This is a genomic window from Hymenobacter latericoloratus, assembly GCF_014199535.1.
In the GTDB taxonomy this organism is placed as follows: Bacteria; Bacteroidota; Bacteroidia; order Cytophagales; family Hymenobacteraceae; genus Hymenobacter; species Hymenobacter latericoloratus.
In genome coordinates this window covers 92,511-113,059 of sequence record NZ_JACHNV010000006.1, presented here as the reverse complement: position 1 = coordinate 113,059, position 20,549 = coordinate 92,511, and the positions used below count along the sequence as shown (strand labels likewise).

Annotated in this window: 19 protein-coding genes; 10 read left to right on the top strand and 9 right to left on the bottom strand. The window is 62.6% G+C overall.

Annotation, left to right across the window (positions count from 1 at the left end; all coding sequences use genetic code 11):
* Positions 1 to 66 precede the first annotated feature (66 nt).
* Entirely contained in the window at positions 67 to 948 is an 882-nt protein-coding gene (locus tag GGU46_RS17595; protein ID WP_183404875.1) for a pirin family protein, read from the bottom strand.
* 167 nt (positions 949 to 1,115) lie between these two features.
* Positions 1,116 to 1,766 carry an HAD family hydrolase gene (locus GGU46_RS17590; RefSeq protein WP_183404874.1) on the bottom strand — a complete coding sequence of 217 codons (651 nt, stop codon included), beginning with the start codon at positions 1,764 to 1,766 and terminating at the stop codon, positions 1,116 to 1,118.
* A gap of 222 nt (positions 1,767 to 1,988) precedes the next feature.
* On the opposite strand from GGU46_RS17590, the gene GGU46_RS17585 reads away from it, so the two are divergent.
* The 9 genes from GGU46_RS17585 (at position 1,989) to GGU46_RS17545 (ending at position 10,626) form a co-directional block, all read left to right on the top strand.
* Entirely contained in the window at positions 1,989 to 2,339 is a 351-nt protein-coding gene (locus GGU46_RS17585; RefSeq protein ID WP_183404873.1) for an ArsR/SmtB family transcription factor, read from the top strand.
* Positions 2,340 to 2,371: 32 nt separating this feature from the next.
* The gene (locus tag GGU46_RS17580) at positions 2,372 to 2,929 is read left to right on the top strand and encodes an ArsI/CadI family heavy metal resistance metalloenzyme (RefSeq protein ID WP_183404872.1); all 558 of its coding nucleotides are present in this window, start codon (positions 2,372 to 2,374) and stop codon (positions 2,927 to 2,929) included.
* 67 nt (positions 2,930 to 2,996) lie between these two features.
* Positions 2,997 to 3,491, top strand: coding sequence for a GNAT family N-acetyltransferase (locus tag GGU46_RS17575; protein WP_183404871.1), 495 nt, complete (start codon positions 2,997 to 2,999; stop codon positions 3,489 to 3,491).
* Positions 3,492 to 3,736: 245 nt separating this feature from the next.
* Positions 3,737 to 5,935, top strand: a complete 2,199-nt coding sequence (locus GGU46_RS17570; RefSeq protein ID WP_183404870.1) for a TonB-dependent receptor — start codon at positions 3,737 to 3,739, stop codon at positions 5,933 to 5,935.
* Between the two features lie 76 nt (positions 5,936 to 6,011).
* Positions 6,012 to 6,785 carry a phosphodiester glycosidase family protein gene (locus GGU46_RS17565; RefSeq protein WP_183404869.1) on the top strand — a complete coding sequence of 258 codons (774 nt, stop codon included), beginning with the start codon at positions 6,012 to 6,014 and terminating at the stop codon, positions 6,783 to 6,785.
* A 260-nt stretch (positions 6,786 to 7,045) separates the two neighbouring features.
* Positions 7,046 to 7,744 carry a hypothetical protein gene (locus GGU46_RS17560; RefSeq protein WP_183404868.1) on the top strand — a complete coding sequence of 233 codons (699 nt, stop codon included), beginning with the start codon at positions 7,046 to 7,048 and terminating at the stop codon, positions 7,742 to 7,744.
* A 341-nt stretch (positions 7,745 to 8,085) separates the two neighbouring features.
* Positions 8,086 to 9,186 (top strand): sensor histidine kinase, encoded by a 1,101-nt coding sequence (locus tag GGU46_RS22495; protein WP_183404867.1) that lies wholly within the window; start codon positions 8,086 to 8,088, stop codon positions 9,184 to 9,186.
* Between the two features lie 40 nt (positions 9,187 to 9,226).
* Positions 9,227 to 10,021, top strand: coding sequence for a LytR/AlgR family response regulator transcription factor (locus GGU46_RS17550; protein WP_246399084.1), 795 nt, complete (start codon positions 9,227 to 9,229; stop codon positions 10,019 to 10,021).
* Positions 10,022 to 10,029: 8 nt separating this feature from the next.
* Positions 10,030 to 10,626 carry a hypothetical protein gene (locus GGU46_RS17545; RefSeq protein WP_183404866.1) on the top strand — a complete coding sequence of 199 codons (597 nt, stop codon included), beginning with the start codon at positions 10,030 to 10,032 and terminating at the stop codon, positions 10,624 to 10,626.
* An 11-nt stretch (positions 10,627 to 10,637) separates the two neighbouring features.
* On the opposite strand, the gene GGU46_RS17540 is transcribed toward GGU46_RS17545, so the two are convergent.
* The 7 genes from GGU46_RS17540 to GGU46_RS17510 all read right to left on the bottom strand — a co-directional run bounded on the left by GGU46_RS17540 (position 10,638) and on the right by GGU46_RS17510 (position 18,733).
* Complete coding sequence (locus GGU46_RS17540) at positions 10,638 to 11,444, bottom strand: LytR/AlgR family response regulator transcription factor (RefSeq protein WP_183404865.1); 807 nt, start codon at positions 11,442 to 11,444, stop codon at positions 10,638 to 10,640.
* Between the two features lie 173 nt (positions 11,445 to 11,617).
* A complete protein-coding gene (locus GGU46_RS17535) occupies positions 11,618 to 12,673 on the bottom strand; it encodes a sensor histidine kinase (RefSeq protein ID WP_183404864.1) in 1,056 nt (351 codons plus the stop codon).
* Positions 12,674 to 12,676: 3 nt separating this feature from the next.
* Positions 12,677 to 13,627 (bottom strand): alpha/beta fold hydrolase, encoded by a 951-nt coding sequence (locus tag GGU46_RS17530; RefSeq protein ID WP_183404863.1) that lies wholly within the window; start codon positions 13,625 to 13,627, stop codon positions 12,677 to 12,679.
* 360 nt (positions 13,628 to 13,987) lie between these two features.
* Complete coding sequence (gene leuB, locus GGU46_RS17525) at positions 13,988 to 15,112, bottom strand: 3-isopropylmalate dehydrogenase (RefSeq protein WP_183404862.1); 1,125 nt, start codon at positions 15,110 to 15,112, stop codon at positions 13,988 to 13,990.
* On the bottom strand, positions 15,100 to 15,699 hold the full coding sequence (gene leuD / locus GGU46_RS17520) for a 3-isopropylmalate dehydratase small subunit (RefSeq protein WP_183404861.1): 600 nt from the start codon (positions 15,697 to 15,699) through the stop codon (positions 15,100 to 15,102). Before leuD ends, leuB begins: the two co-directional genes overlap by 13 nt.
* Before the next feature lie 235 nt (positions 15,700 to 15,934).
* Positions 15,935 to 17,329 carry a 3-isopropylmalate dehydratase large subunit gene (leuC, locus tag GGU46_RS17515; protein ID WP_183404860.1) on the bottom strand — a complete coding sequence of 465 codons (1,395 nt, stop codon included), beginning with the start codon at positions 17,327 to 17,329 and terminating at the stop codon, positions 15,935 to 15,937.
* A gap of 237 nt (positions 17,330 to 17,566) precedes the next feature.
* Positions 17,567 to 18,733, bottom strand: coding sequence for a 2-isopropylmalate synthase (locus tag GGU46_RS17510; RefSeq protein ID WP_183404859.1), 1,167 nt, complete (start codon positions 18,731 to 18,733; stop codon positions 17,567 to 17,569).
* Positions 18,734 to 19,089: 356 nt separating this feature from the next.
* Between GGU46_RS17510 and GGU46_RS17505 the strand changes: the two genes are divergently transcribed.
* Positions 19,090 to 20,532, top strand: a complete 1,443-nt coding sequence (locus tag GGU46_RS17505) for a 3' terminal RNA ribose 2'-O-methyltransferase Hen1 (protein ID WP_183404858.1) — start codon at positions 19,090 to 19,092, stop codon at positions 20,530 to 20,532.
* Positions 20,533 to 20,549 lie beyond the last annotated feature (17 nt).

Sequence of the window (20,549 nt, the reverse complement as noted above, 5' to 3'; positions counted from 1 at the left end):
TCTGGGTTTACCTTCCTGAGACTAACCCAGATTCCTCGCGCCGCTCGGAATGACAACGAATACTACCTACTCATCCTCCGGGAACTGACCCATACCGCCGCTTTCAAAGTCGGCAATGGCCTGCACCAACTCGCGGTTGGTGTTCATCACGAAGGGGCCGTAGGTAGCCAGCGGCTCCTCAATGGGCTCCCCGGACAGTATCGTCAGCACACTGTCTTCGGTGGCGGTGAGGTGCACATCCGTAGAATCCCAGCCGAAGACGACGAGCTGCTTGGTGACGGCCGGGCGGTTGCCGTGCATGGTAATAGCGCCTTTCACCACGTAGATGCCCACGTTGTAGTCGGCTGGTAGCGTGAGGGTGGTGGCGGTGCCGGCGGGCAGGTGTACGTCGAGCAGGGTGATGGGAGAGAAGGTTTCGGCTGGTCCGGCTACCCCTTGGTGCGTGCCCGAAACCACCCGAATGCGGCCGCGCCCATCAGCGGTAGCCACTTCCGGAATGTCCTGGGCCCGAATGTTTTGGTAGCGGGGCGGGGCCATTTTGTCGCGGGCGGGCACGTTCACCCACAGCTGCAGCAGCTCCAGAGTGCCGCCACGGCGGGCAAACTCCCGCTCGTGGCGCTCCTCGTGCAAAAGGCCCGCACCGGCCGTCATCCACTGCACGTCGCCGGGGCCCAGGGCGCCCGTGTAGCCGGCCGTGTCGCGGTGGGCCAGGTAGCCCTCGTACATCACCGTTACCGTCTCGAAGCCGCGGTGGGGGTGGGGCGGGGTGCCCAGGGGCACCTCGGTGGGGGCTACCGGCATGGGGCCGGTGTGGTCGATGAGCAGGAAGGGGCTGAGCTGACGGATGCGCGGACCAGGCATGGGGCTGGTCACGTCGAAGCCGTCACCCACGAATTTCTTGTTGCCGTCAATTACCTGAAAAATGCGGCGGCCGGAGGTTTGCGTCATGGTAGGGGGTAGTAAGCCGAAGGCTCCTATACGCGCAGCTACCCAAGGGCGGCCACGTCCTACCCCCAACCACTGGCCCAGCCCCCAGGTTTAGGCGCTGGGCTGCTGGCTTGGGTAGGGGTAGGCGTTCGTGCCAATCAGGCGGTGGCGCGGCCCGCTTCTATTAATTACAGCAGGCTCTGCATAAATGGGTCCTGGAAATCAGGAGCGAAGTGCAGCACGTTGGGCAGGTGGCTGAACTCTTCGGGTTGGTGGGTGGTAGTCAGGATGACGGTTTGCATGCCCGCATTCAGGGCCGCTTCGGCGCCCTTGGGCACGTCCTCGAACACCAGGCACTCCGAGGGGGCTACGCCGAGCAGCTGCGCGGCTTTCAGGAAGGTTTCGGGGTGGGGCTTGCTCCGCTGCACGTCGTCGGCGCTGACGATGGCCGAGAAGTAGCGGCGGATATTGAGGCCATCGAGCACGAAATCGATGTTGAACGGAATGGCCGCCGAGCCAATGGCCAGTTGCATGCCGCGCTGGTGGGCGGCGGTCAGAAAATCGAGCAAGCCGGGCAGCAGCTGCAGGTGGGGCCGGAACTCCTCCTGGTAGCGCTGCTCCTTGCGCACCGCCAGCTCGTCCATTTCCGCCGCCGTAAACCGGTCGGGCCCAAACATCCGCACCAGCACCTCCTGGTTTTTGCCGTACATCTGCGGCTTTACCTCTTCCCAGCTAAAATTACCGCCCAGCTCGTGGTTGAGAATGTGCTGCCAGGCGCTGGTGTGGTAGTCCATGTCGTGGATCATGGTACCGTTGAGGTCGAAGAGGAAGGCTTTCATAGAAGAGTAGGGGTAGGGAAACAAGCCTGAGCAGGACGCAGGCCCTGCAAAGTGGGGGCAAATATGTCGGTCTGAGCCTTTTCAGGTGGACTTTGCTGCGGGCAATGAAGTAGTACAACCCGGACCCCGCCTAATCGTTCTGCGGGGGGTGCTAAAAAAACGTCTTATGTCGTAAACATGCGTCACAGTTGTGTCGTATGTTTACAACCTAGTTACTTCCGTATGACTTACGCCAAAACTGCCGCTTTTACTGAGGAGCAGCAACAGCTGGCCCGGGTAGCCAAAGCCCTGGCCCACCCGGCCCGGGTGGCCATTATTCAGCTGCTGGCCAGCCAGCACACCTGCATTTCCGGCGACATAGCCGCCGAACTACCCCTCTCGCGCACTACCGTCTCGCAGCACCTACAGGAGCTCAAGGCCCTGGACCTGATTCGGGGCGAAATTGAGGGTCTGACGGTGTGCTACTGCCTGAACACCGAGCTGCTGCAGCGGGTGCAGGCGCAGTTTGCGGCCTTTTTTGCCCTGGCTACAACCAGCCCGGCCTGCGGCCCCGCCGATGCTTGTGCCTGCTAATCGTTCTTCCACCTCATGTATCTTTCTGCTCTATGGAAGCTCCCGTTTTCCCGCGCATGCACGTGTCCTTGTACGTGTCGGACCTGACCGCCACGGTCAACTTTTACACGGCCTTTTTCGGGCAGCCGGCCGTTAAAATCCGGCGCGGCTACGCCAAGTACGTGCTCAACTCGCCGGCCCTGATTATCTCCTTCGTGGAAAACCCGGCCCGCGTGGCCAGCAACTTCGGCCACCTGGGCTTTCAGGTGGAAACCGTGGCGGAAATGGAGCAGCGCCTGGACCTGGCCCGCCGGGCCGGCCTGGTAGCCCGCGAGGAACTGGGCACGGCCTGCTGCTACGCCAAGCAAGACAAGTTTTGGGTCAACGACCCCGATGGTGTGGAATGGGAAGTCTATTACTTCCACGAAGATGCCGAGTTCAACGACCCGCGCTACCAGCAGGAGTACGACCAGGCCGCCGGCGCCAGCCAGTGCTGCATTGCCCCGGCTTCGGCGGAAGCAGTGGCCCCAACGGAAAGGCTGACGACTGCGCCGATGGCCTTTACTCTGGCCGAGGGACCCGCCTGCACGCCCGGGGGCGGGTGCTGCTAACGGGTGTTCTGCTGCCCGCGCGGGCTACGCTGGTAGGGTTCTTCTAACTCACCACCCCCCTTGCTACATGACTATATTGCCGCTGCGGCCTACCCACTGGCCCTCTGTAAAAGCCATTTACGAAGCCGGTATTGCTACCGGCCACGCCACCTTCGCCACCGAGGCACCCACCTGGGAAGCCTGGGACCAGAGCCACGTAGCGCACAGCCGACTGGTAGCGGTGAATGAAGCGGAGCAGGTGCTCGGGTGGGCGGCGCTGTCGCCGGTGTCGAGCCGGTGCGTGTACGGGGGCATGGCCGAAGTGAGCGTGTACGTGGCCCCCGGGGCACGGGGGCAGGGCGCGGGCCGGCAGCTGCTGGCGGCGCTGGTCCACGAATCGGAGCAACACGGCGTGTGGACGCTGCAGGCCGGCATCTTTCCCGAAAATGCGGTAAGCGTGCGCCTGCACGAGGCCGCCGGCTTCCGGGTGGTGGGCCGGCGGGAGCGAATTGGCCAGCTGGCCGGCCACTGGCGCGACACCCTGCTGCTGGAGCGGCGCAGCCCGCGGGTGGGGGTAGCGTAAACACAGCCCGGTCAGAAGGTGACCGAAAAACCGACTGCGTTACCCCGGCAGCCCCGTACCCGCGACGGGCGCGGGGGCAATGCGGGCTGGTTAACCGGAAATGAGGGGCTAGGGCGGGGTCCTGCTTCGGAGGCATACACGCACCTCAACACACTTCATCCGCCTAATCCGACGCTTCGGTAACGGCAAGTTTCAGGGGCTGCAGTAGCGGGCCACTTTTGGGTCATCACTACGCCGCTACCCCCATGAAACGTCCGCTCCTTCTCGTCCTGCTGCTGGTTTTCGCTTTCCGCGGGCTGGCCCAATCTACTGCCACCCTCAGCGGCACCGTCCGCGACGGGGCCGGCCAGGCGCTGCCGGGGGTGAACGTGTTTCTCAAAGCTACCTTCGACGGGGCCAGCACCGATTCGCTAGGCCAATTTCGCTTCGAAACCCAGCAGCCCGTCGGCTCCTACGTGCTGCAGGCCAGTTTGCTCGGCTTTCTGACGGTGGAGCGGCCGGTAACGCTGAACGGCCAACCGCAGCGGCTCGACCTCACCCTGAAAAGCACCCCCCACGCCCTGGGCTCGGTGGTCATTACGGCCGGCGCCTTTGAGGCCAGCGACGAGCACCGCTCCGCCGCCCTCAACACCCGCGACGTGCAAACCACCGCCGGCGCCCTGGCCGATGTGGCAGCCGCCTTTAACACCTTGCCCGGCACCACGCGGGTAGGGGAGGATGGCATGCTGTTCGTGCGGGGCGGGGCGGCTTCAGAAACCAAGGTCTATCTGGATGGCCTACCCGTGCAAAACCCCTACAACGCCACCGTGGCGGCGGTGCCGGCCCGCGGGCGGTTCTCGCCCAGCCTGTTCAAAGGCACCGTGTTCAGCACCGGTGGCTACTCGGCGCAGTACGGACAGGCCTTGTCGGGGGTGTTGCTGCTGAACTCTACCGATCTGGCTCCGGAAACGGAAACCGGCATTTCGGCTACCTCCGTGTTTCTGGGCGCGGCCCGCACCCAGCGCTGGGAGCGCACTTCCGTAGCTGCCACCCTCGACTACACCAACCTGCAGCCCTACCAGCGCCTGCTGCCCCAAAACGTGACCTGGCCCCTGTCGCCGCGCGGCCTGGCGGCTTCCGTGAACCTGCGCCACCGCACCAGCCAAGCTGGCATGCTGAAAGTGTACGGAGTGTGGAATCAGCAGCAGATGACCATCGGGCAGCCTTCGCCCGAGCCGGCCGGCACCCAAACGGTGGCCCTGCGCGCGGACAACGGCTACCTCAACACCACCTTCCGCAGCTCCCTGCGCCGGGGATGGAGCCTGCAGTCGGGGGTAGGGCTGAGCCGCGACCACCAGCGCGTAGCCCCCGATACGGTGCGCATTGGTACCCTGGAGCAGTCCCTCACGGCCCGGCTGGTGCTTATCAACGACTCAGCCGCCGCCCGCTGGAACGTGAAAATCGGGGCCGAAGTGCTGGCTCAGAACGTGCAGCAGCAGGTGCAGCCCAACGCGGCGCTGGCCACGGTGTACCGGCCGGAGTTTACCGAAAAACGGGCCGCTAGCTTTGTGGAATCCGACTTTCAACTCTCTGACCGGCTGGCGGGCCGGGTAGGAGGCCGCACGGAATACTCGGCGCTGCTAAACCGCTGGAACGCGGCCCCGCGCCTGGCCCTGGCCTACCAAACCACCGAAAACAGCTCCCTCTCGGCTGCCCACGGCCGCTTCTACCAAACCCCCGACAACGCCCTGCTGCTGGTGCAGCCCCGCCTGCGCTTCGAGCAAGCCACCCACTCGGTGCTTACCTACCAGTACACCCACGACCGGCAGCTACTGCAGGTGGAGGCCTACTACAAAACCTATACCCACCTTACCCGCTACGACGGCCAGAACCCGCGCAACCCCCGCGCCTACGACAACGGTGGCTCCGGCTACGCCCGCGGCCTGGATGTGCTCTGGCGCGACCGGAAGTCCGTCAAAAACCTGGAATACTATATCAGCTACGGCTTTCTGGACACCAAGCGCCAGTACCGCCAGGACCCCGTAGCGGCCGTGCCTACCTTCGCCGCCCGCCACAATGTATCGGTGGTAGGAAAGTACTGGGTAGGAAGCCTGCACACGCTGCTGGGCGCTACCTACAGCTACGGCAGCCCCCGCCGCTACCACGACCTCAACGACCCCGAGCACAGCTACAACCAGGGCGTGCTGCCCACTTACCAGGACCTGAGCCTGAACGCCAGCTACGTCACCCGCCTCTTTGGGCAATACACCGTGCTGCACCTCGCGGCCACCAACGTGCTGGGCCGCCAGAACGTGTTCGGCTACCGCTACGCCACCCACCCCGATGCCACCGGCACCTTCCACCGGGTGGCCGTAACGCCCACCGCGCCCCGCATGCTGTTCGTGGGCCTGTTTATCTCCATCAATAAAAACCGCGCCGCCGACGTGAACGAGCGGCCGGAGTAGAATTTTAGCTGCCAGGAGTGAGTTGCCGGTTGCCAGGGAAAGTAGGCGCGTACGCTGCCCCTGCTTTACTTGCGCCATGAGGTGGAAAGTATTCCGGAATAGCCAGGGCCCCCAGCCCGGTCGTCTGCTGCGGTGGGTGGCCGGGCTGGGGCTTTTGAGCGGTACGCAGTGCGGGCCCGGCCACGCGCCGGCGGCCTCTGACCCCAGCCACTACGTCAGCTACCAGGTAAACCCGCGCCGGCAGACGCTGCGCCTGTACTGGCAGGATGAGCGGGGCCAGCAGCTGCGTAGTATCCGGCGGCTGCGCGAGTGGCTGGCTTCCCGGGGGCAGCGCCTCCTGTTTGCTACCAATGGCGGCATGTACAAAGCCGGCAACGTGCCGCTGGGGTTGCTGCAGCAGCAGGGGGTAGTGCGCACGCCGCTGGATACAGCCCAGGGGGTAGGAAACTTTTACCTGCAGCCAAACGGGGTGTTTTATCTGACGGCTGGCGGGCAGCCCGGCATTGTGCCCACCGCAGCCTTCCCTGGGGTGCCGGATGTGCGCTACGCCACGCAGTCGGGGCCGCTGCTGGTGTTGAACGGGCGGGTGCACCCGGCCTTCCAGCCGCACTCCACCAACCTGCATATCCGCAACGGGGTAGGCATCCTGCCCAATGGCAACGCGCTGTTTGCCATGTCGAAGGAGAAAGTCAGCTTTCATGATTTCGCCACCTATTTCCAGCGCCAGGGTTGCCAGACGGCTCTGTACCTCGATGGGTTTGTGTCGCGCACGTATTTGCCGGAACAGCACTGGGTCCAGACGGACGGGGACTTCGGCGTCATCATCGGCGTGACGGAACCGGCTCGGTAGGGCCTGCTTGTCTGAGCGGGGTTGGGGCCGAACAGAGGGGTAGGGCTGCGCCTGCCGCGCCACGGCTATAGCGGTAGCGCGGGCGGTTTTGGGTTGTTTGGAAGGGGGTAAAGGGTAGGAAATGGGCCGCGTTGATTTTCGCTTGGGAGCTGCCGGCTACGCTTCATCCGGTAAATCCGACGGTTCGGTAACGGTAAATTTCTTTGGCGCCGGGGCTGGGCCACCTTTGAATCATCAACCACCACAAACCCTTCCTCGCCATGAAAAAAGCCCTGTTCACCCTCACCCTGGTAGCCGCTTCCTTTTCGTCGTTTGCTGCCGTAGCGCAGCAGCCCACCGCTACCCCCGCCGCGGCCGGCAACCCTGATGCCTACACCGCCATGATGGCCGCCACCATTCAGGACCTGATGAGCACCGGCGACCCGGCCAAACTCAAGCAAGCTGATGCCAAGCTGGAGCGCGCCGCCCAGGTAGCCCCCAAAGACTGGCTGCCCCGCTACTACCAGGCCTACGCCCGCACCATTACCGCCTTCGTGAGCAAGGAGGAAGACGAAACCAAGGACAAGTACCTCGACCAGGCTGAGGCGGCCCTGGCCCAGGCCCGCAAGCTAGGGGGCGAGGAATCGGAGCTGCTGGTGGTGCAGGCCTACATCTACCAGGCCCGCCTGAGCATCTCGCCCATGCTGCGCTCCATGAAGTACTCCAAAATGGTGACCGAAACGCTGGCCCAGGCCAAGAAACTCAACCCCGCTAACCCGCGCATCTACCTGGTGCAGGCCAACAACGTGTACTACACGCCCTCCATGTTCGGCGGTGGGGCCGACGTAGCCAAGCCCCTCTTCCAGGAAGCCCAGACGCGCTTTACGGCCTTCAAACCTACCTCCGTGCTGGCTCCCAACTGGGGCGAGCGGCAGGTAAAAGGCCGCCTGAAAAGCTACGAAACGGCCTCGGTGAAGTAAGGTAAATCAGGTTACGCTCATACCGCAAGGAGTTGTGCCATAACCAGGAGGAAATGAGCAAAGAACGTCATGTCGAGCCCCGCGAAACATCACGCGCGCTGACGTCTGATTACTACCACAACCTCAGCACGCGCGATGTTTCGCGGGGCTCGACATGACATCCTGAGTGCTTTCTACACAACTTCACCAGTTGAGCCAAAGGCGTAACCGGGAAGAAGCTCAAAAAGGCCAGAGACATTCACCGCCGAACACTTACACTGCCACGCCGCTGGTTTTATCTATCTTTTTCCTTGCTTTATTGGCCCGCCGGGTTTCCCCCTATGCTTAATTCTGCCCTCCCTGTGAACCGCCCGACCCTGACTCCCGACGAAGCCCTGGACGCGCGCAAAGCCTCCCTCAGCAACCTGGGTCGGCACTACCCCCACCGCAAATGGGTGTTCATGCTGGGCCTGATGCTAGTGTTATCGTTGGGGTTGAGCTTTCTGTTCTGCCGGGGCTGCTCCGTACTGAGTGAAGATTTTCTGGTGACATTCGGGTATAACTTCTTCTATACTACGGGGCTATGGCTGGCCAACGGCTTCCCCAACGAGTGGCTGAACCGCCGCGTCGACTGGACAATTCAGCCGATCAAGCGCTTCCTGATTACGCTGTCCATGTCGCTGGTGCTATCGTTGATTGTGATTTTCCTGGTCACGACGAGCTTCAATGTGCTCTACCACCACCGGCCCCTGAGCTCTATTACCTGGCGGCCCTTCGTGATGCCCCTGCTGATTACGGTGGTAGTGTCGCTGTTTATGCACAGCCGCTCGTTTCTGCTGAGCTGGCGCGATGCTACCACCCAGGCCGAGCGCCTGCAGAAGGAAAACGCCCAGGCCCAGGCCGACAGCCTCCGCCGCCAGCTCGACCCGCACTTCCTGTTCAATTCCCTCAACGCCCTGACCTCCCTGGTGGAGGAAAACGACCCCGCCCGGGCCACCCGTTTCATCCGCCAGCTCAGCCAGGTGTACCGCTACGTGCTCGACAGCCAGGAGCAGGAGGTGGTGCCCCTGGCCGATGAAATGCGCTTCGTGGAAGCCTACCTGTATCTGCAGCGCACCCGCCTGGGCGAGGGCGTGCAGGTGGAAATGCGCCTACCCCCCGCCGCCCTCGAAACCCTGGTGGTGCCCCCGCTGGCCGTGCAGCTGCTGCTGGAAAACGCCCTCAAGCACAACGCCACCTCCCAGCGCGACCCGCTCCGCATCCGCATCGAGCTAGATGAAGCCGCCCGCACTCTGGCCGTGCGCAACATCCGCCGCCCCCGCCGCCTCCCCGATGGGGAATCCACTGGCCTGGGCCTGAAAAACCTGTGCGCCCGCTACGCCTTCCTCACCAGCCAACCGGTGCGGGTAGAGGAGTCGGACACGGAGTTCGGGGTAGTGCTGCCCGTGCTGGAATTGCAGTGAGGCTAGCCTCTAGCTCTATTCATAAAAAAACCTTGCCTCTATGCCTGCAACCGTTACCCCCCTGCGTGCCCTGATTATTGAAGATGAACCTCTGGCTGCCCGCCGCCTGACGGAGCTGCTGCGCAAGCAGCCGCAGCCGGTGGAGGTAGTGGGCAAAGCCGAATCGGTGGCGGAGGCGGAAGCCCTGCTGCACGCGCTGCGGCCCGCGCCCGACGTGCTGTTTCTGGATATTCACCTGGCCGATGGGCTGAGCTTCGAGCTGTTCGAGCGCCTCGACATCCAGAGCCCGGTCATCTTCACCACGGCCTACGACAAGTACGCCCTGCGCGCCTTCAAGGTGAACAGCGTCGATTACCTGCTCAAGCCCATCGACCCCGAGGAACTTACTACTGCCCTGCAGAAGCTGGAGCGGCAGCGCCAGGCCGCTACCCCCGCCTTCGATGCCAACCTGCTGGCCCAGGTGCTGCGCCAGGCCCAGCCGGCCAAGGAGTATAAATCCAGGTTTGTGGTGCGGGTGGGGGAGCACCTCAAGGCCATTCCAGTGGAGCAGATTGCCTACTTCGCCAGCCTGGAAAAAGTAACCCTGCTGCACACCCGTGAGGGCCGCAAATTTGTGGTGGACTACACCCTGGAACAGCTCGAAGGCATGCTCGACCCCACTGAGTTCTTCCGTCTCAACCGCGCCTACCTGGCCCACGCCGAGGCCATTCACGACATCATCCACTACACCAACTCCCGCCTCCAAACCATCCTCAAACCCACCGCCCCCGACAACGACACCGTGCTGGTGAGCCGTGAAAAAGTAGCCGCGTTCAAGGCCTGGCTGGACCGGTAGCCTGCGGTATGGTCTTTTCTGCTTCGGTGCGCCGGATGGCGGCAGTGGTTTCCGGGCTGGGCCACCCACTGGTTACTGCCACTGCCTTCGCTGCATTTATGGCGGGGCGGCGGCTGCAGGGCGCGGCCGCCGCCTGGGTGCTTGGTAGCGTGGTTGCCCTAACGCTGTTTATCAGCCTGTGGAGCCTCTGGCAGACGCGCCGCGGGGTGTACTCTAATTTTGATGTGTCGCAACGCGCGCAACGGCGTTCATTCTACCCGGTGCTGTTGGGTGGGGTAGGCCTCGCCACGGCCGCTTTGTTTTGGCAGCCGGTAGGCCAGTTCCGGTACGGTTTGCTGGCGGTGTGGCTGCAATTGCTGCTCTGCTACGGGCTCAACTTCTGGCTGAAGGTGTCCTTGCACGCGGCCCTATCGTTCTTTCTTGCCTGTGCCGTGCTGCATTTGCATGTTGGTTGGGGCCTGCTGGCTTTGGGAATAGCCACGCTCATTGCGGCCTCGCGGCTGGTGTTACAACGGCACACAGTGCCGGAGCTGGTGGTAGGAACTCTGGTGGGGCTACTAGCGGGCGCCGGGCTGGTTTGTCTGCCGCCTCACCTGGCCGCCTGAACGGGTCCGGACTAGCCCTCCAGCCAGCTTTTCACGGCCCCGGCCTTCTCCCGGCTGACCAGCACTTCCTCGCTGGGGGCGGGCTGCAGCTCCAGCAGCAGCTTGCCGTTGAAGTGGGGGTGCAGGCGCTGTACGGCGGGCAGCTGGGCAATGAACTGGCGGTTCATCCGGAAGAAGAGGGTAGGGTCCAGCAGCGTTTCCAGCTGCTCCAGGGTGTAGTCCACCACGAAGCGGCGATTGTCGGTGGTGGCGAGGGTAGTGGTTTCGTGGCGGCTCTGAAACCAGGCCACCTGACTCACGGCCAGGGGCAGGAGCTGCTCGCCGCTGCGTACCAGAAAGCGGGTTTTGTACTGGCGGTCGGGGCGGGGGAGGGCGTCGAGCAGTCGCTCCAAACGGCGGGCCGTGTCATCCTCGGCGGCGGCCGCAGGCGGGGTAGGCGCGGCGGTGGTTTCGGGGGGAGCCATGCGCCACTCGCGCAGCTTGGTGAGGGCCGCCTGCAGTTCCGCGAGTTTCACCGGCTTGAGGAGGTAGTCGACGCTGTTGGCCTTGAAGGCCCGAATGGCGTAGGCGTCATAAGCGGTGGTGAAGATGACGGGGCTGCGCACCACCAGTTGGTCAAACACATCCAGGCTCAGCCCGTCGGCCAGCTGTATATCGGAGAGGATCAGGTCGGGGGCCGGGTTAGGGCCGAGCCATTGCACGGCGCTGCTCACGCTGTCGAGCACGGCCAGCACATGTGCTTCGGGCGCGGCTTGCCGAAGCAGGCGTTGCAGGCGCTCGGCGGCGGGGTATTCGTCTTCGAGCAGTAGGACGTTCATTGAGCGGAAATGTAGGGGAAGGCAGGGAGGTGAACTTTTAGAGTGTAAAATAACGGGTCATGCTGAGCTTGTCGAAGCATCTCTACCGCTTCGTCCTCACGCCGGAAACTAGCCAGAGGTAGAGATGCTTCGGCTGCGCTCAGCCTGCCCCGTTCAAATCGTTAGCTGAAAACTTACCGCGCCGCCAGCAGCGGCAGGCGCACCCGAAACCAGCCATTCGTGGCACTTATTTCTACTGGCCTGGGCGCGCGCAACAGCTCGTAGCGGTGCTGCACGTTGCGTAGGCCAGTGCCGGTCCCGGGCGCGAGGCCGGCGGTGCGGGGGCGCAGGGTGTTTTCTACCAGGAAGCAGCCGGCGGCCAGGTCGGCGGTGAGGCGCAGCTCCAGCGGGTGCTCCCGCGAGGCCACGTTGTGCTTCAGAGCATTCTCTACCAGTAACTGCACACTGAGCGGCGCCACCAACTGGCCGAGGGCCTCGGCCGGGACGTGCTGGGTTACGCGCAGGTTGTCGCGGAAGCGGGCTTTGTGCAGGGCCAGGTAGGTGTCCACGAAGGCAAGCTCCTCGCTGAGCGGCACGGTGGTTCGCTCCCGGGCCAGCAGCACGTAGCGGTACACGTCGGAGAGCTGCTCCACAAACTGCTGGGCGGGCTCGTTCTCGGGCTCAATAAGGGCCGAAAGCGTGTTGAGGGAATTGAAAAGAAAGTGCGGGTCGAGCTGACTTTGCAGAGCTTCGAGCTGACTTTGCACCCCGGCGTTCTGGAGCTGCTCGGCCCGGCGCACGTTCTCGGCCCACTGCCGGAAAAAATTCCAGCTTTCGTAGATGAGCTGAATCACGATGGTAGGCACCATATTCAACCCGAACTCGTACCAGAACGTGGACCAGCTAAGGTGCCCACCCTGCAGCAAACCGGCAAGGCTGCCCAGCACCAGCGTCACGGCGGCCGTAATCAGGGTGTTGATGCTGGCCAGCAGCCACAGGCGGCGGGTGGTTTGCTCCACGCGCGGAAAGCGCCGGAACAAGCCTATCCATAATGCCCGGCCCGTGAGCCAGAAGGCGCACGTAAAGCCAATCGAAATAACCCAGTTGAGCAGGAAAATGGGCACCGTGCGCACGTGCAGAATACCCCGCGGCAGCAGCACCAGCAGCGCCAGCACCGGAATGCCGATGAGCAAAAACCATCGGTCGTTTACGCGGATGGGAGTGGGGCGCTCGGCGGTAGGTCGGGACATCTGTTACGGTTTGCGGGGCAGCTGCTGCACGAAGCTAACCACGGCCCGCTGAAACCGTGCGGGCTGCTCCAGAAACGAGTAGTGCTTGCCCGGCAGCGTGATAACCTGCTGCTTCCGGGCCCGGAACGACTGCGGCGTGGTGCCCGTGGTGCGGTCGTCCTGGCCTACTATCACTAACACGGGCATGGTGAGCTGGGCGGTAGCGGGCGCGTAGTCTTGGCCGTAGTCGGGCAGGCGGCCGCTGAACACCTGAGCGGCAAAATCCTGGTTGGCGGGTACCGCCCGAACTGCCCGGCTGGCGCGGGCGGCCAGCGAATCAGCGGAGTAGTGGAGCTGGTAGGCCAGTTTCTTTTGCTGCAGCGCGCCCATCACCATGCCAAAGCGCTGCATAACGGGCGCATTGGGGTTTGGCTGCTCAGTGGGGGGTAGCAGGGAGGTGCCGTACTGCAGCATAGCCTCCAGGGAGGCCGAGGGGTTCAGCACACTATTCACCAACACCAGGCCCTGCACCCGCTCGGGATATTTAGCGGCGTAGGCGGTAGCAATGGTGCCACCAAACGAATGCGCCATCACTACCCACTTCTGCAGCCCCAGGTGCTGGCGCAGCTCCTCTAAGTCCTGCATCATGCGGGCCATGGAGTAGCCTTTGCGGGCAGAGCTGGTGGAGCGGCCACTCCCCCGCTGGTCGAGGTAGATCATGCGCATCCCATCTTCCAGCCGGTTGCCGCCCAGCTTCTCAAACGAGTAGCTACCCGCGCCCGGCCCGCCGTGCACAAACACGCAAGGCGTGCCCTTACCCGCCACCTGCACAAACAGCTTTACCGAGTCGGAAGTGAGCAAGGTGGCAGGGCCGTTGCTGAGGGCAGGCGCTTTGGTTTGAGCCCACAACTGGCCTAGGCCAGTCAGGAGCAGAAAGCAGGTGAGGAGCAGGAAGTGCAAACGGGAGCTGGTCATGGCGGTAGGGAGGTTTGTGGTAGCGGATAACTGCATCAAACATCCGAAAACCCCGCCGCCGGTGGTAGCAAAATCAGGGCGAAGCGCCGCAGGCGCGGGGTGAAGCGGGAGAAGCGCCACGTGGACCTCACCCCCGGCCCCTCTCCTCGGGGAGAGGGGTGCCAGACGCGCGGAATGAGCAAATAGTAGTGAAGGATACCCCAGTCGCTATCGATTACTGTTTATTATCAATTGTTCATTGACTCCGGAACCCACCCCTCTCCCCGAGGAGAGGGGCCGGGGGTGAGGTCACAAAAAAAGCCCGAGCGCCAGACACCCCTGCCTGACCCCCGGACTTTACAAACCCACCCCTGGGTTATGTTAGATAATCGTGCTCATGCCGAGCTTGATGTTGTTGCGGTGCACCTCACAGTCGGCAATGTCCAGCACGCTGTAGGCAATGAAGTTGCCCACCTGCTCGGTGGTATAGAGGGTGCTGGGGTTTAGCTCCGGCGTTACTACCCCTTGGTCGAGGGCGTGCTGCACGGCGTCGCGCACGCAGTCGGCCTCCTCTTGCAAATTGAAGTGGTCGAGGAGCAGGGCGGCCGAGAGGATGGTAGCAATGGGGTTAGCAATGCCTTTGCCCTTGGCCTGGGGGTAGGAGCCGTGGATGGGCTCGAACAGCGCCGCCCCGTCACCCACCGAGGCCGACGGCAACAGGCCTAGCGAGCCCGCAATTACTGAGGCCTCATCCGAAATAATATCGCCAAACATGTTCTCCGTCAGGATAACGTCAAACTGCTTTGGGTTGAGAATGATCTGCATGGCTGCGTTGTCAACGAACAGGTAGTCGAGGGCCACGCTGGGGTACTCAGGGGCAATGCTTTGCACAGTCTCGCGCCACAGGCGGGAAGTTTCCAGCACGTTGGCCTTGTCCACGAGCGTGAGCTGGTGGCGGCGCGTTTCGGCCGCCCGGAAGGCCCGGTGCGCAATGCGTAGGATTTCATCTCTTGAGTACGTACAGTGGTCGTAGGCCCAGGTGCGGTCCTCGCTGCGGCCTTTCTCGCCAAAGTAGATGCCGCCGGTCAGCTCCCGAAAAATCAGAATATCAGTGCCCTGAATGCGCTCCGCTTTCAGTGGGGAGTGCTCCAACAGCTGGTCGTAGGCCGTGATGGGGCGGATGTTGGCGTACAGGCCCAGGGCCTTGCGCAGGCCTAGCAGGCCCTGCTCGGGGCGCACTTTGGCCGTGGGGTCGTTGTCGTACTTGGGGTCACCGATTGCCCCGAGTAGCACGGCGTCGGCGCGGCGGCAGGCGTCCAGGGTTGCGTCGGGTAGGGGCGAGCCGGTGGCGTCGATGGCGCAGGCGCCCATGAGCTGGTAGTCAAACCCGAACTCGTGGCCGAAGCGGCTGGATACGGCCCGCAGCACGCGCACGGCCTCGCTACACACCTCCGGACCAATGCCGTCGCCCGGCAACACGACAATGCGTTTGCTTAGAATACCCATGACCGTTGCTGTTCAAAAGCCGTGATGGCCGCCTCCTGGCTAATGAGAAAATCGATGTCGTCGTACCCGTTGAGCAGGCACTCTTTTTTGTAAGGGTCCAACTCGAAGTAAATCACCTCGTCCCAGCCGGGTACCGTCAGGGTTTGCGTCTGCAAATCCACCGTCAAGGCGGTCTGTGAGTCTTGGGCTACCACCTCGAACAGGCCCTGCAGCACCTCATCCGAAACCTGCAGGGGCAGCAGACCCGTGTTCAGCGCATTACCCCGGAAAATATCAGCGAAGTAGCTGCTGATGACTACCCGGAATCCGGCGTCATATAAAGCCCAGGCGGCGTGCTCCCGACTGGAGCCACACCCGAAGTTCTTACCGGCCAGCAGAATCTGATGGCCTTGGTAGCGGGCGTCATTAAGCACGAAGTCCGACTTAGGCTGCCCGTCGGCAGTGTAGCGCCAGTCGGCAAAGAGATTCGCACCGAAACCTTCACGAGTCGTCGCCTTCAGAAAGCGCGCCGGAATGATCTGGTCGGTATCCACATTTTCTATCGGAAGCGGCACCACGCCGGAGCGCAGTGTTTGGAATTTTTCCATGGGGTGAGAGATTATGATAGGGGAGGCAGGAAAGGCCGGGGGACTACTGCAAGAACAAATCTTCTGATCGTCATGTCGAGCTTGTCGAGACATCTCGCTCGACTCGTTGGGCTAGTAATCCAACATCAGCACGCGAGATTCCTCGGCTACGCTCGGAATGACGTTGTTAGTAAACAACGATTGGTCAACCACCCCCAGCCCCTCCTCATCTGAGGAGGGGAGCTAGCTGCTAGTACTAGTTCAAATACTGCGTGATATCAACTAGGCGGCCTTCTACCGCCGTGATAGCCGCTACCAGGGGCGAGGCCAGCAGGGTGCGGGCGCCGGGGCCCTGGCGACCTTCGAAGTTGCGGTTGGAGGTGGAGACGCAGTAGGCGCCGGCCGGAATCTTGTCGTCGTTCATGGCCAGGCAGGCGCTGCAGCCCGGTTCACGCAGCTCAAAGCCGGCGTCGGCCAGCACCTTGTCGAGGCCCTCGGCAATGGCCTGCTGCTCTACTTGCTTGGAGCCGGGCACGATGATGGCCTCCACGTGGGCTGCCTTCTGCTTGCCCCGCACGTAGGCCGCAACCGTGCGCAAATCCTCAATGCGCGAGTTGGTGCAGCTGCCGATGAACACGTAGTTGATTTCCTTGCCCAGCAATGACTCGCCCGGCTGAAACCCCATGTAGCGCAACGACTTATCAAAGCTAGTTGCCTCGCTACCCCCGTTGAGCACCGGAATGCTGGCCGAGAGCGGAATGCCCATGCCGGGGTTGGTGCCATAGGTAATCATGGGCTGAATAGCCGAGGCATCGAACTGCAGCTCGGCATCGAACACCGCATCTTCGTCCGAGTACAGGGTCTGCCAGTAGGCCACGGCCCGGTCCCAGTTCTCGCCCTGGGGCGCGAACCGGCGACCTTTCACGTACTCGAACGTGGTAGCATCGGGGGCGATGAGGCCGCCGCGGGCACCCATCTCAATGCTCATGTTGCAGACCGTCATGCGGCCTTCCATGCTCAGGCCGCGGATGGCGCTGCCCGCGTACTCCACGAAGTAGCCGGTGGCGCCGCCGGTGCCCAGTTGCGAAATCACGTACAGAATCAAATCCTTGGCCGTTACGCCGGGCCGCAGGTCGCCATCCAGGGTGATGCGCATGCGCTTGGGCTTGTCGAGCAGCAGGCACTGCGAGGCCATGACCTGCGTCACTTGGCTCGTGCCGATGCCAAAGGCAATGGTCCCAAACGCGCCATGGGTAGAGGTGTGACTGTCGCCGCACACCATGGTCAGGCCCGGCTGCGTAATGCCCAGCTCCGGCCCAATCACGTGCACAATGCCCTGGTACTGGTGGCCCAGGCCGTAGAGTTCCACCCCAAACGTGGCGCAGTTTTCCGTGAGCTTATCCACCTGGGAGCGGGACAGCGGGTCCTGAATGGGTTGATTTTGGTGGCGCGTGGGCACGTTGTGGTCGGCGGTGGCTACTATCTGCTCCGGGCGGCGCAGCGTGAGGCCGCGGGCCGTTAGCTCGTCAAACGCCTGGGGGCTGGTTACTTCGTGAATCAGGTGGCGGTCGATGTAAAACACCGTGAGGCCGCCGGCTACTTCGCGCACCACGTGCGCGTCCCAGATTTTATCAAACAAGGTCTTCGCCATGAGAGAGGGGTGGGTGAGTAGAGGGTAGGAGGGTAGGAGGGTAGGAGGGTAGGAGGGTAGGAGGGTAGGAGGGTAGGAGGGTACTGATATTGACTTAGAAAAAGCACGTCATCCTGAGCTTGCGAAGGATCTTATCACGTTAGCACGAGCCGTTTCTAAGCCTATCTTCCTGTTCCTTGTTGCCCTTGCGTGATAAGATGCTTCGGCAATCTCAGGATGACGTTCCATTGCATTCTGCTATCCTACCGCCACCAGCTGCTCCTGCTCCACCATCACGTGCAAGTCTTCGTCTACCACTTCCTTCTGGCGGTCGGCCAGCACGAGGAAGGAGGCGTAGGCCTTGTTGAGGGCGGTGCGGTCGAAGTCGTAGCCGATTTTCTGGAGGCGGTAGGCCAGGGCCGCGCGGCCGGAGCGGGCCGTCAGCACAATGCTGGAATCGGGCATGCCCACTTCGCGCGGGTTAATGATTTCGTAGGTTTCGCGGTGCTTGATAACGCCATCCTGGTGGATGCCGCTGGAGTGCGAAAACGCGTTGGCGCCCACAATGGCCTTGTTGGGCTGCACTGGCATGCTCATCAGGTGCGACACCATGGCCGAGGTTTCAGCTAGCAGCTTGGTGTTGATGCCCGTCTCGAAGTTGAGGTAGGGGTGCTGGCGGAGCACCATCACGGCTTCTTCCAGGGCCGTATTGCCGGCTCGCTCACCTACGCCATTGATGGTGCATTCTACCTGCTGAGCACCATTGAGTACCCCCGCAATGGAGTTGGCCGTGGCCATGCCCAAATCATTGTGGCAATGGGTGGAAAGGCGCACATGCTCAATGCCGCGCACGTTATCCACCAAGTACTTGATCTTAGCGCCGTACTCACTAGGCAAGCAGTAGCCGGTAGTATCGGGAATATTCAGCACGGTGGCACCGGCGCGAATAGCGGCCTCGCAGACTCGGGCCAGGAACTCGTTATCCGTGCGCCCCGCGTCTTCGGCGTAGAACTCCACGTCTTCCACGAAGGACTTGGCCAGCTTTACCGCCGCCACCGCGCGCTCCAATACTTTCTCGGGGGTAGTGCAGAGCTTGAATCGGATGTGCGAATCGGAGGTGCCAATACCGGTGTGAATGCGCGGGTACTTGGCTGATTTCAACGCCTCGGCGGCCGTGATGATATCATTCTCCACCGCCCTCGAAAGGCCGCAGACCGTCGCGTAGCGCGTTTGAGCCGCAATGGCCGCCACTGCCGTAAAGTCGCCGGGGCTCGATACCGGAAAACCTGCCTCAATTACATCTACACCCAGTAGCTCTAGCTGTCGGGCAATGAGGAGTTTCTCGTCGCGGTTCAGCTTGCAGCCCGGCACCTGTTCCCCGTCGCGCAGGGTCGTGTCGAAGATGTGGATTTTCTGAGTTGCCATGTCTCTGGGGTTCAGTCAGCGAAAAATGCTGCCCGCAAGTACATGGCCTGGGCGCTTCAGCAAAAACCAGCGGCTGACGCGGTTACTATTTCTAAAACGATGATTTTATTTTCTAAGTACTTGATTATAAGCAATTAGCGTTTGGTGTGGATACAATGGCAAAAGCAAGAAAGAACGGGGCTTCTCGCCGATAAGTAGGGGTAGGGCCTGGCGTGGTGGTTCGGTGCTGGGCCAGCTGTACACCCACAAGCAGGGCCTGAAAGCAAAAAGGACTTCAGCCCCCGGCAGGAGAGCCGCACCCGAAGCCCTATCTTCGGCCGCAGGCCCACCAGTAGGCCTACTTCTAGCGCTACCCGATGCTATTAACCATTACCACCACTCATCAACCCGCCACTGATTTAGGCTATCTGCTGCATAAGAACCCGGCCCGGCTGCAGTCCCTGGACATTGCGGCGGGACAGGCGCATCTCTTTTATCCGGAGGCTACCCCCGAGCGCTGCACGGTGGCCCTGCTACTCGACATCGACCCCGTGGCTCTCGTGCGCAGCCACCGTGGTCCGGCCGGCGAGGGTTTCGCGCTGGAGCAGTACGTGAACGACCGGCCCTACGTGGCGTCGTCATTTCTGAGCACGGCCCTGTCCAAGGCGTTTAACACCGCCATGAACGGCACCTGCAAGGACCGCCCTGAGTTGCCCGATACGCTGCTACCTCTGGAAGCCACCGTAGCCGTGATGCCCGCTGCCAACGCCGAGCAGCTGCAGCGCCTGTTCAGCCCCTTGGGCTACGAAGTAACCACCGAAGCGCACGCCCTGGACCCCACAGTGCCGGAATGGGGCGACAGCCGCTACTTCACGCTGCGTTTGCGCCACGCTGCCCTGCGCCTGCAGGATCTGCTGTCCCACCTGTACGTACTGATTCCGGTGCTCGACAACGACAAGCACTACTGGGTAAACGCCAGCGAGGCCGAGAAGCTGCTGCACCGGGGCGCCGCCTGGCTGCCCCAGCACCCCGACCGGGAGTTCATCACCCGCCGCTACCTGCGCAACCTGGCTCAGTATGTGAACCCTACCCTGGAGCGGCTGCTGGAAGGCGACGAGCCCTTGAGCGAAGAATCCTCTGATTTCGACTCGCTGGAAACCGCAAACCCCTCGGGTGCTGAGGCGACGCACAACCTAGGCCAGCCAGCGGCCCGAGAAAAGCAAAGCCTGCACGATATCCGTTTGGACCGGGTGGCGGAGGAAATCCGGCGGCTGGGGGCCAAGCGCGTCCTGGATTTGGGCTGCGGCGAAGGCAAGCTGGTGCGCCGGCTGCTGGCTATTCCGCACGTAGAGCATGTGTTGGGAATGGACGTTTCGCACCGGGAGCTGCAGCGGGCCCAGGACCGGCTGCACGTAGCCGAGATGCCCCCACGCCAGCGCGAGCGACTGACGCTCACTCAAGGTTCCTTGCTCTACCACGACCCGCGCCTGAATGGCTACGATGCCGCCGCCGTAGTGGAGGTGATTGAGCACCTGGATGAAAGCCGGTTGGCCGCCTTCGAGCAGGTAGTGTTTGCCCGGGCCCAGCCCGGCGCGGTGCTGGTTACTACCCCCAACGCCGACTACAACCAGCGCTACGAAACCCTGTCCGCCGGCCAATTCCGGCACACCGACCACCGCTTTGAGTGGACGCAGGCGCAGTTCCGGGAGTGGGCCGCTGGTGTGGCCGAGCGCAACGGCTACCGGGTGCGGGTTGAAGCGCTAGGCCCGGAGGTAGCCGAAGTTGGTGCACCCTCCCAGCTTGCGGTATTCGAGCGGTAATTCAGGTTTTTTATGCG

What these genes read in the sequence shown, in the direction of transcription:
- GGU46_RS17595 (WP_183404875.1), bottom strand. Translation starts at nt 948, where the DNA reads ATGACGCAAACCTCCGGCCGCCGCATTTTTCAGGTAATTGACGGCAAC.
- GGU46_RS17590 (WP_183404874.1), bottom strand. Translation starts at nt 1,766, where the DNA reads ATGAAAGCCTTCCTCTTCGACCTCAACGGTACCATGATCCACGACATG.
- GGU46_RS17585 (WP_183404873.1), top strand. Translation starts at nt 1,989, where the DNA reads ATGACTTACGCCAAAACTGCCGCTTTTACTGAGGAGCAGCAACAGCTG.
- GGU46_RS17580 (WP_183404872.1), top strand. Translation starts at nt 2,372, where the DNA reads ATGGAAGCTCCCGTTTTCCCGCGCATGCACGTGTCCTTGTACGTGTCG.
- GGU46_RS17575 (WP_183404871.1), top strand. Translation starts at nt 2,997, where the DNA reads ATGACTATATTGCCGCTGCGGCCTACCCACTGGCCCTCTGTAAAAGCC.
- GGU46_RS17570 (WP_183404870.1), top strand. Translation starts at nt 3,737, where the DNA reads ATGAAACGTCCGCTCCTTCTCGTCCTGCTGCTGGTTTTCGCTTTCCGC.
- GGU46_RS17565 (WP_183404869.1), top strand. Translation starts at nt 6,012, where the DNA reads ATGAGGTGGAAAGTATTCCGGAATAGCCAGGGCCCCCAGCCCGGTCGT.
- GGU46_RS17560 (WP_183404868.1), top strand. Translation starts at nt 7,046, where the DNA reads ATGAAAAAAGCCCTGTTCACCCTCACCCTGGTAGCCGCTTCCTTTTCG.
- GGU46_RS17550 (WP_246399084.1), top strand. Translation starts at nt 9,227, where the DNA reads ATGCCTGCAACCGTTACCCCCCTGCGTGCCCTGATTATTGAAGATGAA.
- GGU46_RS17545 (WP_183404866.1), top strand. Translation starts at nt 10,030, where the DNA reads ATGGTCTTTTCTGCTTCGGTGCGCCGGATGGCGGCAGTGGTTTCCGGG.
- GGU46_RS17540 (WP_183404865.1), bottom strand. Translation starts at nt 11,444, where the DNA reads ATGAACGTCCTACTGCTCGAAGACGAATACCCCGCCGCCGAGCGCCTG.
- GGU46_RS17535 (WP_183404864.1), bottom strand. Translation starts at nt 12,673, where the DNA reads ATGTCCCGACCTACCGCCGAGCGCCCCACTCCCATCCGCGTAAACGAC.
- GGU46_RS17530 (WP_183404863.1), bottom strand. Translation starts at nt 13,627, where the DNA reads ATGACCAGCTCCCGTTTGCACTTCCTGCTCCTCACCTGCTTTCTGCTC.
- leuB (WP_183404862.1), bottom strand. Translation starts at nt 15,112, where the DNA reads ATGGGTATTCTAAGCAAACGCATTGTCGTGTTGCCGGGCGACGGCATT.
- leuD (WP_183404861.1), bottom strand. Translation starts at nt 15,699, where the DNA reads ATGGAAAAATTCCAAACACTGCGCTCCGGCGTGGTGCCGCTTCCGATA.
- leuC (WP_183404860.1), bottom strand. Translation starts at nt 17,329, where the DNA reads ATGGCGAAGACCTTGTTTGATAAAATCTGGGACGCGCACGTGGTGCGC.
- GGU46_RS17510 (WP_183404859.1), bottom strand. Translation starts at nt 18,733, where the DNA reads ATGGCAACTCAGAAAATCCACATCTTCGACACGACCCTGCGCGACGGG.
- GGU46_RS17505 (WP_183404858.1), top strand. Translation starts at nt 19,090, where the DNA reads ATGCTATTAACCATTACCACCACTCATCAACCCGCCACTGATTTAGGC.